We start from the raw sequence: 14,112 nt of genomic DNA on the forward strand, positions 1-14,112 counted from the left end.
GGCGGCGCTGCCGCGGACTGCGGTGGGCGGGTCTGGGAGAGGGGCGAACGGGTTCAGGCGGGGGCGAGGGCCGGGAAGGACGCGAGCTGGGCGGCGTGGCCGTCGCCGCAGTAGTCCCACGGCGCCCCGCCGACGAGGCCGCCGAGGTGGTGGAACTTCCCGCCGAAGAACAGCAGCGGCGGGACGGGCGTGATGTCGAGCGCGAGGACCTCACCGATGACGATCAGGTGGTCACCGCCGTCGTACACGTTCCACGGGCGGCACTCGAGGGTGGCGGCGTTGCCGGCGAGCACCGGGACTCCGGTGGCGCTCGTTCCCCAGGCTGGTCCGTCCCGCATGGGCCGGCCCGCGAAGTGCAGGCAGGTGTCCTGCTGGGAGAGGCTGAGCACGTTGATCGCGAACGGCCGGGCCGCGGCATACGCCGCGAGCTTCGAGTCGCGCATGAGCGTGACCTGGGCGAGCGGCGGATCGAGGGAGACCGCGGTGAAGGCGCTCACCGTGGCCCCGTGGGCCTCGCCGGCATCATTGCGGGTCGTGACGACCGTGACGCCGGTACCGAAGCGCCCGAAGGCGTGGCGCAGGTCCCGTGGGTCGAGGACTGAGTCAGTGGTCATAGCCCGAGTGTTCCAAGTCACACTCCGCGGCGGCGCCCTTCGCGTCCCGCCTGTCTGTGAGGTGCAAGAACGCGTCCCCGCAGTGCAAAAGGCGGGGCCGCGGTCAGCTTCGGGGGTCGGGCCGCCCCGGCCGCCGGTCCCGGCGGGCCTCGCGCGGCGTGAGGCCGAAGCGCGCCTTGAAGGCCCGGGCGAAGTAGGCCTGCGCGGAGAAGCCGCAGCGGGCGGCGATGGCGGAGATCGGCGTCATGCCCTCGCGCGGGTCGGCAAGGAGGCCGGCGGCGCGCTCGAGGCGGCGCCTGAGGACATAGGCGCCCGGCGGCTCGCCTGCCTCGGTGAACACGCGGGTGAGGTGGCGCTCGCTGAGGCCGACGGCGTCGGCAATCCGGGCGGGACCGAGGCAAGGGTCCCCGAGGTGCTCGTCGATGAAGCAGCGGGCAGCCGCGAGGTACCCCTCTGCGGTGCCCTCGCCCGTGCGCACCACGAGGAGGCGGAGGAGCTCCAGGGCCGAGCCCTCGACCGCGCCCAGGTCTGGGCCCGGGTCCGGGGCGGGGCCCGGGTCGGGAGCCTGGCGAGGACCGCTGGCCCCCGGACAGGCTGCGAGCGCGGCCCGGACGAGCCGGGCAAGGGCGCGCATGTGCCCGTTCGCGGGACCCGGCTCCTGGAAGTCGACCACGAGGGGCCTGCGGAGCGGCCGGCCGCCGGACAGCTCGAGGTAGGTCTCCCGCGGGATCGTGAGGACCATCTCCTCCACTCCGCGGTGGAAGCCCCGCATGAAGGGCCGGTCGGCGTCGTAGATGACCGCCTGCCCGGGCCGGAGGGCCTCGAAGCCCCCGGGGTAGTAGAAGAAGGCCTCCCCGCGCAGGGCGAAGAACACGCCGATGACCTCCATGGGGTGCTTGCGGATGTACGCCTCGGACCGCTCGATCACTTGGGCGCTCCCCCGCACCTGCGCCAGCTTGACCGAGCCGAAGTGCAGGTTGACCTCCGTCGCGTCCAGCGGGGCCTCGTCCATGGTGCGGATGTCCAGGTCGATGAGGGCCCTCGCGTTGTGGACGGACCAGAGCTCCATGCGCTGCGCAGCAGGGATCCCGCGGGTCGAGAAGGCCAGCGATCTGGGACGGCTGCGGCCGTCCGGGGGCAGCAGCTGATCAGGGGGCATCGTGCGCCTTCCTGCCGGAGGCTCCGTTGCCCGCGCGGCCGAGTCTGTGGTCTGCATCACGTCCGGATTGCCCCACGCTAGGACTGGGCATCAGGGAAGGTGAACCATCGGCTTCCACTGAGCTGAATCGACCGCCCGGCGCTCCCGGGAGCCGCTGACCGACGGCGGTACCCTGAGCTGGCCCGCCAACGACCGGAATGAGGACTGCATGTCCGAGACCCCCGCTCCCCCAGCCCGGAAGAAGCTCACCGCCCTCTGGTCCGACACGCTCGGCCGGGCCAGCATCCGCTCCGTCCAGGCCCTCACTGTCGGCGCCCTCCTCTGGGCGGTGGTGTGGATCCTGCTCAGGATCCCCCTCGTGGTCATCCCCGTGATCATCGCGACGATCCTCGCGTGCGCGATCGTGCCCCTCGTCCGCTGGCTCTACGCCCACGGGTGGCCCCGTGCGCTGGCCGTGCTCGCCTCGTTCGTGGCCATCCTCGTCGTCTTCGGCGGGATCATCACAGGCATCGTCTTCCTCATCCGGGCCCAGGCCCACGAGCTCGCCGACCGGTTCACCTCGGGCCTCGAGCAGCTCCACGCCTTCCTCAACAACGGCCCTGCCCGGATCAGCGACGAGCAGATCACCCAGGCCCGCGACTCGATCCAGCGGTTCTTCACCTCCGGCAGCATCGGCGCCGAGGCCCTCACCGGCGCCCGCACGGCGGGCGAAATCCTCACGGCACTCATCCTCATGGCCGTCATCCTGTTCTTCTTCCTCAAGGACGGCCGCCAGATCCTCGAGTTCGTGCTGTGGTTCATGCCCCCGGCCCACCGCGACAAGGCCCGGCTCGCCGCCGACCGCAGTGCCCACGTCCTCGGGGGCTACGTGCGCGGCACAGTGCTGGTCGCCGCCGCGGACGCCGTCATCGTCGGCACCGGGCTGGCGGTCCTCCATGTCCCGCTCGCCCTGCCCCTGGCCGTCTTCGTGTTCATCGGCGGATTCATCCCGATCCTCGGCGCGACCCTTGCGGGGTTCCTGGCCGTCGGGATCGCGCTCATCTCCAACGGCCCCGTCGTCGCGCTCATCGTCCTGATCGTGGTCCTGGCCGCCAACCAGATCGAGCACCACCTCCTCCAGCCGCTCCTGATGGGCCGAGTCCTCTCGATCCACGGACTGGCCATCATCCTCGCCCTCGCGTCCGGGACGATCCTGGCCGGCATCATCGGCGCCCTGCTCGCAGTGCCGGTCACGGCCGTGGCGTGGTCGATCATCAAGACGTTCACCGGCCGCGGCGCGCCGAGCGAGCCGGCCGAGCCGACCGGACCGGTCGGGGCAGACCTCCGCCCCGAGCCCGAGGGCTAGGGCTCCAGCGGCACCGCTAGGCCGAGCGGCCACCGCACCCGGAGCAGCACTGGCATCCAGGGCCCACCTTGACGGTCTGGTTGGCCGCGAGGACGTAGGGTTCGGGCATGCTGGAGATCGAGCCGGGGGCGAAAGTCGTCGAGGGAACCTGCGACCACTGCGGGCAGCCCATGACTCGTGTGACCGGCTTCGTGCATCGAGATGGGTGCGCCTACGCCGTCTACTACGCCTCCTGCTATCACCACGCCGGACACGAGGTCTGGATAGACGCAGTCTTCTCCCCGACATGGGACGAGGGCACGGACGACCACTTGACGTTCGGCTGCCGCGTCGGCCGCGTCGATGGCCAGGATGAACCCGCGGCCTCGCTCGTCCCAGCCGCGGGCGGTTGGGGCAACTCCCGAGTGTTCGGCCACAAGCTCTCACGCGACGAAGCGCTCGCCCACCCCATGCTCGCGGAGTTCTGGGCGCTGGTCGACCATGTGCTGGTACATGACGGCGTAGTCGCAGATCACCTGTACGGAAGGGACGCGACGTTCTAGGACAGCGTGAGGAATCTCGGGCAGCCGAAGTTCTTCGCCCTCTACAGCTCAGAGGGGTGTCCCGGTGAATCCTCTTCACCGGGACACCTGTCGGGGGCGAGGGCCCCTAGACGAGTAGGGAGAGCAGGAGCACCATCCCGAGGGCGATGACGCTGACGAGCGTCTGAACGGTGGTGTGGAGGCGTGTGGCTTGGCCGAGGGTCATGCCGAAGGACTCCTTCACGAGCCAGAATCCCGCGTGGTTGACGTAATTCAGGCCGATCGACCCGGCGCCGATGGCGATGACCAGGAGCGCGACCTGCCATGGGTCCCCGCCTGCGGCGGGCATCTGGGCCACCATGCCGGTGGCGGAGACGATGCCGACGGTCGCCGACCCCGTCGCGGTGGACAGGATGAGGGAAAGCACCCACCCGAGGATGAGCACGTTCAGCTGCCAGTGCTGGGCAGCCTGGGAGAGCGCATCGCCGATGTGGGAGTCGACGAGGATCTTGTTGAAGGCTCCTCCGGCGCCGATGATCAGCAGGATGCCCACCACAGGCTTGAGGCTCTCGCCCACCGCGCTGCGCACCTGCTCGCCCGGCTTGAAGCGGGCCAGAGTGAGGAGCGCGAGCAGCACCCCGCACATCATCGCCACCACGGGGTTGCCCAGCAACTCGAGCACCTGCAGGGCCGGGCTCTTGGCCGCGAGGAAGACCTGCCCGATGGACTGGGCCAGCATCAGCACGATCGGCAGGAGGATGCAGGCCACGGCCCAGGCGATGGGTGAGGTGCGTTCGGTGGCGCCGGGGCCCCGATGGAAGCCGGAGACGGCAACGCCGGCCCCAGGCGCAGCGGAGTCCTCGACGGAGGCCGGATGGGTGAACTGGGCCACGAGGGCCATATCCGGCTCGACGGTCATGCGGCGGGAGAGCCAGCGGGCGAACACCGGGCCCGAGAGGATCACCGTGGGGATGGCACAGACGAAGCCCACGATGATCGTCTTGCCCAGGTCGGCGTGCAGACCGCTGACCGAGGTCAGGGGCCCGGGGTGAGGGGGCACCATGCCGTGCAGGGTGGCCAGGGCCGCGATGGCCGGGGTCACCACGAGAACGTAGGGCTTGCTGTCAGGACGAGTCCGCTTGATCCGTTCGGCGACTCCGAAGATGAAGGGGAGCAGGATGATGAGCCCGACCTCGAAGAACATCGGGATCCCGATCACGAAGGCGGCCAGCGTCATCATCCAGGGGAAGGACCTGGCCGTTCCCCGGGAGACGATCAACTCGGCGAGGCGGTCCGTCGCCCCCGCGTCCGAGAGCAGACGGCCGAGCATGGCGCCCAGGGCGAGTGTGATGCCGACGTTGCCCAGGACGCCGCCGGCGCCGCTGATGATCGAGGTGGGGATGTCGGTCAGCTTCTCACCCGCCACGAGTCCGGTGAGCACCGAGACGACGAGGAGCGCGATGAAGGGGTGGAGCTTGAGCCTGCTGTTGATCAGGGTGATCAGCAGGGCCACGGCCGCTATGAGGACAGCGACGAGAAACCAGGCGTGAGCGGTCATTGGTCATCTCCGGGTATCTGACGGAACGCTGCCTTAGCGTTCCGGAAACGTTTCCGGAAGCTTCCCACGAGACTCCCGTCACGTCAAACGCGCACGCCTTCCACACGGTCGATGAGGGCGTCGGCCATCGATCGAGCCGTTGCCGCGAGGCCATCCTCGTCCAGTCCCCCGGTGCGGAGCACTGCACAGGGCTCCTCCGATGGGTGCTCCTCCTGTCCGGCCCCGGGGTCGAGCAGGATGCGCCCGTCCACGACAGGCCGTGCCACCATGCCCTCCCCCGGCGCGGACGGCCTAGTGAGGAGCAGATGGTATCCGCGGTCCTCGCAGGCTTCGAAGAGGCCCGTCACCACGGGCTGACTGAGTTGGCCGGTGACCACGAGCTCGATCAGGCGCGTGCGGCCCGTCCGCAGGGCTTGGGCTGTCGAGCTGGGCCTGTAGCCGAGTTCGGCGGCTGTCTCCAGGATCCGTGCACGCGTCGCGGCCCCGACCTCGGCGCTGCCCGTGAGTGCCCGCGACGCGGTCGCCAGCCCGACCCCTGCTGCTCGCGCGACGTCAGTGAGCGACGTCCGCCGCTTGACCATCCCAGCTCCTCGAGACGCGCCCGCCACCGTTCCTGTCGGGCATCTGAGCGCCATCCTTCCACAGGATTCCCGTGCCACTGCGACCGCGCTGGCAGGGGAGCCGATCAAGAGTGGGTGAGAGCTCCTTCATCTCGCAACGGGCGGTCCTTGGAACGGCTACCCCAGACCTTGGGTTGGGCCCGGACCGCCGATGACTAGGCGGAGGACCCAGTGGATGCCGCCCCCGCTCAGCCGAGCCCCAGGAACGCCCGCCACAGCCCCACGATCACGACCGGCCCGAACAGGGTCCCGGTGACGACCTGGGCGAGCGTGTGGGCGCGGAGCACCACGCGGGCCCAGCCGACTGCGAGGACCACGAGGAGGAGCGGCCACCATGCGGGCCCGAACAGGACGATCACCGAGACGGCGGCCGAGGACACAGCAGCGGCGTGGCCGCTCACCTTCCACCAGATGCTCACGATCGCGAGGACGGCGATCCCAGCAATGAGCGCCAGGACCATCGCGACCACGGAGTCCGGTGCGCCCGCCCAGATGAGGACGCCGAGCCCGAGCAGCACGCAGACGATCGCCATGGCGAGCACGGGCGCGCGCTGGGACCTCTCGCTCACGTGGTGGTCGACCACCTTGCCCGCGCGCACGAGCGCGAGGAGCACCGCGAAGGGCAGCACCGATGTGAACACCAGCGCGACCGCGCCGTACCACCACGTCCCCGGCCAGCCGGGGCTCGCCGCCGGGCTCAGCAGGAGCTGGACCGCGACGGTGAACGGCGGCTGGAAGACCTCGCTGAGCGCCCGCGCGACGGCGGCTGCGGGCCCCCGCGGGGACCGCGCCGGCGGCGTCGGGCGATGGCTGGCTAGCACGATTCCAGTCTTCCATGCCCGGCTCCGCTCCCGGCTGCTCCCGGGCAGCCGCGCGGATCAGGGCGAGATGTGGTCGAGGTGCCTGTTGCGGGTGTGCGGGGCGAACTGCACCAGGACGGCGGCGATCACCAGGAACACCGAGATCAGCCCGAGCGCCCCGATCACGGGCAGCATCGGCAGCATCGGGGTGATGACCATGACGCCGATGCCGCCGCCGATGTGCCCCGCGCCGTCCACCACCGCGAAGCCCGTGGTCCGCGCCCGGGTGGGGAAGGACTCGGCGGTGAGGGCGTAGGTCGGCGAGACCCACAGGTTGAAGCCCGCGAAGATGAGGATGGCGCCGATCATCGCGATCCCCACGTTGGTGCCCGCGGCGGCCACGACGAGCGAGCCGATGACCGTCACCGCGGCGCCCACGGGCAGCCAGTAGCGACGCTCGAGCCGCTCGACGATCACGCTCATGACTGCAGCCTCGGCCACGAAGCCGAGGGTCCCGACCGCGGCGATGACCCCGGCCTCGGGCGGCGGGTAGTGCAGGGCAGCCAGGACCACGGTGAAGCCGGCCGCGAACGCGTAGACCGTGATGTACCCGATGAACCAGACGAAGAACAGCAGCACCATCCGCTTCACGTACAGCGGGTTCGTGAAGAGGTCCCGGTACGGGACGGGCGACGGCGGCCTGGTCGCCCCGTGCACGTCCGTCACCACGGGCTCGGCGAGGGGCCCGTGCTTCGCGGCGCGCGCCTCCATGTCCTTCACCACGGCATCGGCCTCGGCGAAGCGGCCCTGGCCGATGAGCCAGCGCGGCGATTCGGGGAGCTCGAACCGCAGCAGCACCGCGACCGCGGCGAGGATCGCGCCGACCCCGTACATCCACCGCCACCCGGTCTCGAACCCGGGGCCGGCCGCCGCGAAGGGGAGGCCGAGCGGCCAGGGGGTGGCCGGCGTCGTAAGGATGAGGCCGAGCCAGATGCCCACGAAGGCGCCGAGCGCGGACATGATGAAGATGATCGTGGTGAACCGGGCGCGCGCATGCCGCGGGGCCATCTCGTTGATGTACGTGTTCACGATCGCGAGGTCCGCGCCGATCCCGATGCCGGTGACGGTGCGGGCGATGTTGAAGTTGGCGTAGTCGCCCACGAACGCGTTGTACAGCGAGCCCAGGCCCGTGATGAGCATCGTGATCATGAGCATGTTCCGCCGGCCGATGCGGTCGGCGATGGGGCTCAGCACGAGCGTGCCGACCACATAGCCGGCCAGGTTGAGCAGCACCGGCAGCGGCAGCGCCTCGAGCGCCGTCTCCGGGGTGCAGCCCTTGTTGAGCTCGATGCACGTCTGGATGAACGAGACGTTGATGTCGAAGATGTCGTAGAACGTGAACAGGAATCCGAGGCCGATGATCCCGATGAAGAGGTAGGAGAGGCTCCACACCTCGAGCCGCTCGAGCCGGGCGATGATCTGCTGTCCGGTCGGGGCGGCGCTCACGGATCCGGCGTCCATGGATGCAGCCACATGGATCAACCTCCCGCAGCCCAGGGGTGGTGCTCGCTGCGCCAGAGACTGCCCTGGCTGCCGCCTCCATGGTGCGCCGGGCGGCCTGTTGCCACAAGCACTCGATCGACCGGCTGGGGGCGCCACCCTGCGAGCCGCCCGCTGCCAGCGGTCCGCTGTCAGCCCTCCGCGGAGCCGGACCGCCGGTAGGTGAGGTCCCACGGCCGCCGCCCGCGGGAGGACTCGGCCCATCCGTCCCGGACGATCTCGGCCCGCAGCTCGGCCAGGCTCGCCTCCAGCCCCGGCGTCCAGGCCTCCTGGGGCGCGGTCCGGCCGAGCGCCGGTCCGGCGAAGGTCGCCCCGCGGTAGAGGATCCGCCCGTCGTCGGCCCGCGCCACGAACCGCATCGGCGAACGGCCGTACTGGCTCGTGAGCGTGTAGAGGACGCGCGCCCACCAGGGCACCGACAGAGGGTCCTCGAGCTCGACCCTCAGCGTGCGCCCGGTCCCGGGGCGGTCAGCTGGCGCCATGATGCCTCCCTCAGTCGAGCAGGAGCGCCGGCTCCTCCATGATCGCCGCGACGTCGGCCATGAACCGGGCCGAGAGGTCGCCGTCCACCACGCGGTGGTCGAACGAGCCGCCGAGCGTGGTGATCCAGCGCGGGATGACCTCGCCCGAGACCACCCACGGCTTCTGCCGGATCGTGCCGAACGCCACGATGGCCACCTCGCCAGGATTGATGATCGGCGTGCCGATGTCGATCCCCAGGGCGCCGATGTTCGTGATGGTCATCGTGCCGCCCTGCATGTCCGCGGGCTTGGTCTTCCCGCCGCGGGCCGTGGTCGCGAGCTCATTGAGCGCGATCGCGAGTTCGCGGAGCGAGAGGTCCTGCGCGTCCTTGATGTTCGGCACGAGCAGCCCCCGCGGCGTCGCGGCCGCGATCCCGAGGTTCATGTAGTGCTTGATGTGGATCTCGTCCCCGCCCGGGCCGGTGACCCACTCCGAGTTGACGCTCGGGTTGCGGGCCGCGGCCCAGATGACCGCCTTGGCCAGGATGAGCAGCGGGGAGACCCGGACGCCCTCGAAGTCACGGGACTTCTTGAGCCGCTGGACGAACTCCATGGTCCGCGACGCGTCGACGTCGACGAAGATGCTCACGTGCGGGGCGCTGAAGGCCGAGTCGACCATCGCCTTCGCCGTCGCCTTGCGCACGCCGCGGACGGGGACGACCTCGACCCGACGCTCGCTCGGCCTCTTCGTGTGGTCCCAGAACGTGGGCGCCGCGGCCTGCTCGCGCTCGCGCTGGGCCTGGTAGGACTCGAGGTCGGCCCGGGTCACCTCGCCGCGCGCGCCGGTGGCCGGCACGTCCGAGAGGTTGATGCCGAGCTCCTTCGCGATCCGCCGGACCGGCGGCTTGGCGAGGACGCGGGAAAGGAGGCCGACGACGGCGTTCGGCGCCTGCGCTGCCGACGGCGCCTCTGCGGCTCCGGCGGAACGGGGGGCCGCCACCGTGGGGGTGGTGGGCTCATGCTGGGCGGCAGGGGTCTGGCGGCGGGGGCGGCGCTTGGCGGCGTCCGCCTTCGGGCCGGAACCGACCAGCGGGCCGCTCTCCACCCCGGGCTCCTGCAGGGTCGGTACCGGGGACTCGACCGGCTGGACCGTAGCGGACGGCGACGCGGGCGCGGACGGTGCAGTCCCGCCGTCGTGCGCGGCCGAGTCGCCGATCGCGATGATCGGCGTGCCCACCTCGATGGTCTCGTGCTCGCGGGCGAGGAGCTGGACCACAGTCCCGGCGTACGGGCTGGGGAGCTCGACGAGGCTCTTCGCCGTCTCGATCTCGCAGATGACGTCGTTGATGGCGACCGTCTGGCCCGGCTGGACCTTCCAGGACACGATCTCGGCCTCGGTGAGGCCCTCGCCCACGTCGGGGAGGGAGAAGATCTGCTGCGTCACGGGGCTGCTCCTAGTACGCGAAGGCGCGGTCGAGGGCTTCGAGGATGCGGTCGATGTCCGGGAGGTAGTGCTCCTCGACCTTCGCCACGGGGTAGGGCATGTGGAAGCCGCCGACCCGGATGACCGGGGCCTCGAGCGAGAGGAAGGCGAGCTCGGCCACGCGCGAGGCGATCTCCCCGCCCATCCCGCCGAACGTCGGCGCCTCGTGCGCGACGATGAGCCGCCCGGTCTTGGTCACGGACGCGAGGATGGCATCGAAGTCGATCGGCGAGATCGAGCGCAGGTCGATGACCTCGATGCTGTGCCCGTCCTCGGCGGAGGCCTCGGCCGCCGCGAGCGCCACCGGGACGAGCGGGCCCCACGCGACGACGGTCGCATCGGTGCCCTCGCGGACCACGTGGGCCCGGAACGGGTCCGCGCTCGCGCCGGGGTCCTCGGTGTCCACCTCGCCCTTGAGCCAGTAGCGGCGCTTGGGCTCGAACACGATCACCGGGTCCTCGCACGCGATGGCCTGCTGGGTCATCCAGTAGGCGTCGTGGGCGTTGGAGGGGGTGACGATCCGCAGGCCGGCGGTGTGGGCGAAGAGCGCCTCGGGGGACTCGGAGTGGTGCTCGACCGAGCCGATGCCGCCGCCGTAGGGGATGCGGATGGTCACCGGGACCGTGAGCTGTCCGTTGCTGCGGGCGTGCATCTTGGCCAGCTGGGTCGTGATCTGGTTGAAGCCGGGGAACACGAACCCGTCGAACTGGATCTCGGCGACGGGGCGGTAGCCGCGCAGGGACAGCCCGATGCTCGTGCCGATGATGCCGGACTCCGCCAGCGGGCTGTCCACCACGCGGTCGGGGCCGAAGTCGGCCTTGAGGCCCTCGGTCACGCGGTACACCCCGCCGAGGGTGCCGATGTCCTCGCCCATGAGCAGGACGCTCTCGTCCTGCTCGAGCGCGGCGCGCAGGCCCGCGTTGATCGCCTTGGCGATGGTCATGGTGGGCATCAGCGGCCGCCTTCTCTCGTCGCCTCGGCGTCTGCGTCCGCGAAGCCTGCCTCGTACTGGCGGTGCCACGCGAGTTCCTGCTCCACGAGCGGGTGGGGCTCGGCATAGACGTTCGCGAACGCGTCCGCCAGGTTGGGCGCGGTGAAGCCGAGGATGTCGGCCCGGGCCTTGGTGGCGAGGGCGTCGCCGTCCGCGGCGACCTGCTCGAAGAACGCCTCGTCGGCGATCCCCTCGGAGCGCAGGTGCTTCTCGAACCGGACGAGCGGGTCCTTGGCGAGCCAGGCCTGCTCCTCGTCGCTGAGCCGGTACTTCGTGGGGTCGTCCGCGGTGGTGTGGGCGCCCTGGCGGTAGGTGTACGCCTCGATGAGCACCGGCCCCTTGCCGGAGCGGGCCCGCTCGAGGGCCCATTGGGTCACCGCGTACACGGCGAGCACGTCGTTGCCGTCCACGCGCACGCCCGGGAAGCCGTAGCCCTTGGCTCGATTGAAGAGCGGGATCCGGGACTGCACCTCGGCGGGGACGGAGATGGCCCACTGGTTGTTCTGGCAGAAGAAGACCACGGGCGCCTTGAAGCTCGCGGCGAAGACCATCGACTCGTGCACGTCCCCCTCGGAGCTCGCACCGTCGCCGAAGTAGGCCACGACGGCCCCGGGGTCGCCCCCCTGCTCGCCGCGGGCCGCGGCCCGGGCCTGGTCGCGCTGCATGCCCATGGCGTAGCCCACTGCGTGGGGCGTCTGGGCGGCGAGGACGAGCGTGTACAGGTGGAAGCCGGTGGCGCGGGGGTCCCAGCCGCCGTTCGAGAGGCCACGGAAGAGGCGCAGGAGTTCGGCGAGGTCCACGCCGCGGGTGAGGGCGACCCCGTGCTCGCGGTAGGTCGGGAAGACGTAGTCCTGGGCCTGGGTGGCCGTGCCGGAGCCGATCTGGGCGCCCTCCTGTCCGCGCAGCGGGACCCAGAGCGCGAGCTGCCCCTGCCGCTGGAGCGCGGTGGCCTCGGTATCGAAGCGCCGGATCATCGCCATCTGCCGGTACATTCCCAGAAGGGAATCTTTGCTCAGGTCCTTGATGGACTCCGCGAGCTTCGAGTCGGACCGGAAGCGCCCGTCCTCGTCGAGGAGCTGGACCATGGCGCCGTGCCCCTCAGCGCCGTCATGGGCGTGGGCCTCGAGCTCCATCGCGAGCTCGTCGGGGATGTCGCTGAACTCGGTGGTGGGAAGTTCTACTCCCATACCGCCTCCTCGCCTGCCGTGGGGACCGATCCCGGAGCACCGGGCGGTAGGCCGGCACATATTCCCCGTCAGGAATGCATTCTCATGCCGGAATATAGGGGACGGCCCAGCTGACACTCTACCGAGAGGAGCTGGGCCGCCGCGAAGTGGAATTCTTCTAGGAAGACTGCGGCACCTTTGTGAATGCCCTACAGAGCTCGAGGAAGCGCGAGTTGGCCTCCGACTCGCCGATGCTCACCCGGACGCCCTCGGTCCCGAAGGCCCGCACCGAGAGGGCCTGCGCCGCGGCACGCTGGGAGAACTCGGGCGTCGCGTCGCCGAGCGCGAGCCAGACGAAGTTGCCCTGGGCGTCCGGGACGTCCCAGCCGAGCTCGCGCAGGCCCGCCGTGACACGGTCCCGCTCGTCCACAAGCGTTTGTACCCTTCCTACAACCTCGTCGAAGTGTTCGAGCGAGGCCACGGCCGCGGCCTCGGCGATCGACGAGACGGCGAAGGGCACGGCCGCGACGCGCAGGTACTGGGTCACCTCCGGGCGCGAGATCGAGTAGCCGACCCGCAGCCCGGCGAGGCCATGGGCCTTGGAGAACGTCCGCAGCACCACGACGTTCGGGTACTTCCGGTAGAGCTCGATCCCGTCCACGGCCTCCGGATCGCGGACGAACTCCTGGTAGGCCTCGTCCACCACGATCAGGACGCTGCCCGGGACCGACTCGATGAAGCGCTCCGTCTCGGCGCGGCGCAGGGCCGGACCGGTCGGGTTGTTGGGGGTGCACAGCAGCACCACCTTGGTCCGCTCGGTGACCGCGGCAGCCATCGCGTCCAGGTCGTGGCGGCCGTCGGCGAGCACTGGCACCTGGACGCTGCGCGCCCCGGCCAGGCCCACCGAGATGGGATAGGCCTCGAACGAGCGCCACGCGTAGACGACCTCGTCCTGGGTGCCGTCGTCCTGCTGGCCGGCGAAGGCCGCGAGGATCTGGTTCAGGGCGCCGAGGCTGCCGCCCCCAGTGACGATGTCATCGGCCGGGACGTCCAGGAACCCGGCGAGCGCGGTGCGCAGGCGCGTGGACACGGCGTCGGGGTAGCGGTTCACCGCCGACTCGTGGGCGATCGCCTCGGCCACCGCGGGAAGCGGGCCGAGCGGGTTCTCGTTGGAGGACAGCTTGTAGCTCGTGAGGCCTTCCACGGGTGCGGGAGGGCGCCCAGCGGCGTACTTGGGGAGCCGGTCCATGACGGGTCGGGGGGTGACGCCCGTGGTGCCGGCCGCGACGGCGGCGGCGTCGGTGCCGTCGTGCTCGTTCAGCGGTGAAGTCATGCCCTACAGCCTAGCCGCCGCCCTCCTGACGTGCGCGGCGCGAGGGCCGGGGCTATGGGAGCATAGGCGCATGATGCGCTTCCTGCTGCACGTCATCGTCAGCGCCCTGGCCCTCTGGGTGGCGGCGTGGGTCCTGCCCGGCATGGACATCACCACCACGGCAGCCGCGGGTGCGGCGGCGAATGCGGGGGCCGGCACGGCGAGCAACACGGTGGGGATCGTGCTCGGCTACCTCTTCCTCGGGCTCATCTTCGGGCTGGTCAACGCGGTGGTGAAGCCGATCGTGAGCTTCCTGTCGCTTCCGGTCACGTGCCTGACCCTGGGCCTGTTCGCGCTCGTGGTCAATGCGGCGATGCTCGGGCTCACCGCGTGGATCTCGGGCTACACGCCGGTGCACCTCACCCTGGACTCCTTCGTGACCGCACTCCTCGGGGCCATCATCGTCGCCGTCGTCTCGGCCGTCACCGGCTGGGCCGTGGGCCTGCGGAAGGACTAGAGGGG

14 protein-coding genes are annotated in these 14,112 nt (G+C 70.7%); 3 read left to right on the top strand and 11 right to left on the bottom strand.

The window, feature by feature from the left end; all coding sequences use genetic code 11:
• Positions 1–53: 53 nt before the first annotated feature.
• Both J2W20_RS10655 and J2W20_RS10660 read right to left on the bottom strand, forming a co-directional pair.
• The gene (locus tag J2W20_RS10655; protein WP_307006553.1) at positions 54–614 is read right to left on the bottom strand and encodes a flavin reductase family protein; all 561 of its coding nucleotides are present in this window, start codon (positions 612–614) and stop codon (positions 54–56) included.
• Between the two features lie 103 nt (positions 615–717).
• Entirely contained in the window at positions 718–1,773 is a 1,056-nt protein-coding gene (locus J2W20_RS10660; protein ID WP_307006554.1) for a helix-turn-helix transcriptional regulator, read from the bottom strand.
• A 208-nt stretch (positions 1,774–1,981) separates the two neighbouring features.
• On the opposite strand from J2W20_RS10660, the gene J2W20_RS10665 reads away from it, so the two are divergent.
• Positions 1,982–3,118 (top strand): AI-2E family transporter, encoded by a 1,137-nt coding sequence (locus tag J2W20_RS10665; RefSeq protein WP_307006555.1) that lies wholly within the window; start codon positions 1,982–1,984, stop codon positions 3,116–3,118.
• 107 nt (positions 3,119–3,225) lie between these two features.
• Positions 3,226–3,660 carry a hypothetical protein gene (locus J2W20_RS10670; protein WP_307006556.1) on the top strand — a complete coding sequence of 145 codons (435 nt, stop codon included), beginning with the start codon at positions 3,226–3,228 and terminating at the stop codon, positions 3,658–3,660.
• Positions 3,661–3,766: 106 nt separating this feature from the next.
• Here J2W20_RS10670 and J2W20_RS10675 read toward each other — a convergent pair whose 3' ends face one another.
• The 9 genes from J2W20_RS10675 to J2W20_RS10715 all read right to left on the bottom strand — a co-directional run bounded on the left by J2W20_RS10675 (position 3,767) and on the right by J2W20_RS10715 (position 13,527).
• On the bottom strand, positions 3,767–5,197 hold the full coding sequence (locus J2W20_RS10675; protein WP_307006557.1) for a GntP family permease: 1,431 nt from the start codon (positions 5,195–5,197) through the stop codon (positions 3,767–3,769).
• An 83-nt stretch (positions 5,198–5,280) separates the two neighbouring features.
• Positions 5,281–5,778 (bottom strand): LacI family DNA-binding transcriptional regulator, encoded by a 498-nt coding sequence (locus tag J2W20_RS10680; protein WP_307006558.1) that lies wholly within the window; start codon positions 5,776–5,778, stop codon positions 5,281–5,283.
• Between the two features lie 227 nt (positions 5,779–6,005).
• Positions 6,006–6,638, bottom strand: a complete 633-nt coding sequence (locus J2W20_RS10685; protein ID WP_307006559.1) for a phosphatase PAP2 family protein — start codon at positions 6,636–6,638, stop codon at positions 6,006–6,008.
• Between the two features lie 57 nt (positions 6,639–6,695).
• Positions 6,696–8,138 (bottom strand): MFS transporter, encoded by a 1,443-nt coding sequence (locus J2W20_RS10690; protein WP_307006560.1) that lies wholly within the window; start codon positions 8,136–8,138, stop codon positions 6,696–6,698.
• Positions 8,139–8,308: 170 nt separating this feature from the next.
• Positions 8,309–8,659 (bottom strand): hypothetical protein, encoded by a 351-nt coding sequence (locus J2W20_RS10695; RefSeq protein ID WP_307006561.1) that lies wholly within the window; start codon positions 8,657–8,659, stop codon positions 8,309–8,311.
• Positions 8,660–8,669: 10 nt separating this feature from the next.
• A complete protein-coding gene (locus tag J2W20_RS10700; RefSeq protein WP_307006562.1) occupies positions 8,670–10,082 on the bottom strand; it encodes a dihydrolipoamide acetyltransferase family protein in 1,413 nt (470 codons plus the stop codon).
• Between the two features lie 10 nt (positions 10,083–10,092).
• On the bottom strand, positions 10,093–11,073 hold the full coding sequence (locus J2W20_RS10705; RefSeq protein WP_307006563.1) for an alpha-ketoacid dehydrogenase subunit beta: 981 nt from the start codon (positions 11,071–11,073) through the stop codon (positions 10,093–10,095).
• The gene (gene pdhA / locus J2W20_RS10710) at positions 11,073–12,299 is read right to left on the bottom strand and encodes a pyruvate dehydrogenase (acetyl-transferring) E1 component subunit alpha (protein ID WP_373457999.1); all 1,227 of its coding nucleotides are present in this window, start codon (positions 12,297–12,299) and stop codon (positions 11,073–11,075) included. The genes J2W20_RS10705 and pdhA overlap by 1 nt, the downstream gene beginning before the upstream one ends.
• A 157-nt stretch (positions 12,300–12,456) precedes the next feature.
• Positions 12,457–13,527 carry a histidinol-phosphate transaminase gene (locus tag J2W20_RS10715; RefSeq protein WP_307006623.1) on the bottom strand — a complete coding sequence of 357 codons (1,071 nt, stop codon included), beginning with the start codon at positions 13,525–13,527 and terminating at the stop codon, positions 12,457–12,459.
• Positions 13,528–13,681: 154 nt separating this feature from the next.
• Between J2W20_RS10715 and J2W20_RS10720 the strand changes: the two genes are divergently transcribed.
• Positions 13,682–14,107, top strand: a complete 426-nt coding sequence (locus J2W20_RS10720) for a phage holin family protein (RefSeq protein WP_307006564.1) — start codon at positions 13,682–13,684, stop codon at positions 14,105–14,107.
• Positions 14,108–14,112: the final 5 nt, after the last annotated feature.

This window comes from Sinomonas atrocyanea, assembly GCF_030812675.1.
GTDB lineage: Bacteria > Actinomycetota > Actinomycetes > Actinomycetales > Micrococcaceae > Sinomonas > Sinomonas atrocyanea_B.

Coding starts and splice junctions, on each gene's coding strand:
- J2W20_RS10715 (WP_307006623.1), bottom strand. CDS start 13,527: ATGGACCGGCTCCCCAAGTACGCCGCTGGGCGCCCTCCCGCACCCGTG.
- J2W20_RS10690 (WP_307006560.1), bottom strand. CDS start 8,138: ATGGACGCCGGATCCGTGAGCGCCGCCCCGACCGGACAGCAGATCATC.
- J2W20_RS10720 (WP_307006564.1), top strand. CDS start 13,682: ATGATGCGCTTCCTGCTGCACGTCATCGTCAGCGCCCTGGCCCTCTGG.
- J2W20_RS10675 (WP_307006557.1), bottom strand. CDS start 5,197: ATGACCGCTCACGCCTGGTTTCTCGTCGCTGTCCTCATAGCGGCCGTG.
- J2W20_RS10660 (WP_307006554.1), bottom strand. CDS start 1,773: ATGCCCCCTGATCAGCTGCTGCCCCCGGACGGCCGCAGCCGTCCCAGA.
- J2W20_RS10705 (WP_307006563.1), bottom strand. CDS start 11,073: ATGCCCACCATGACCATCGCCAAGGCGATCAACGCGGGCCTGCGCGCC.
- J2W20_RS10680 (WP_307006558.1), bottom strand. CDS start 5,778: ATGGTCAAGCGGCGGACGTCGCTCACTGACGTCGCGCGAGCAGCAGGG.
- J2W20_RS10665 (WP_307006555.1), top strand. CDS start 1,982: ATGTCCGAGACCCCCGCTCCCCCAGCCCGGAAGAAGCTCACCGCCCTC.
- J2W20_RS10670 (WP_307006556.1), top strand. CDS start 3,226: ATGCTGGAGATCGAGCCGGGGGCGAAAGTCGTCGAGGGAACCTGCGAC.
- J2W20_RS10655 (WP_307006553.1), bottom strand. CDS start 614: ATGACCACTGACTCAGTCCTCGACCCACGGGACCTGCGCCACGCCTTC.
- J2W20_RS10695 (WP_307006561.1), bottom strand. CDS start 8,659: ATGGCGCCAGCTGACCGCCCCGGGACCGGGCGCACGCTGAGGGTCGAG.
- pdhA (WP_373457999.1), bottom strand. CDS start 12,299: ATGGGAGTAGAACTTCCCACCACCGAGTTCAGCGACATCCCCGACGAG.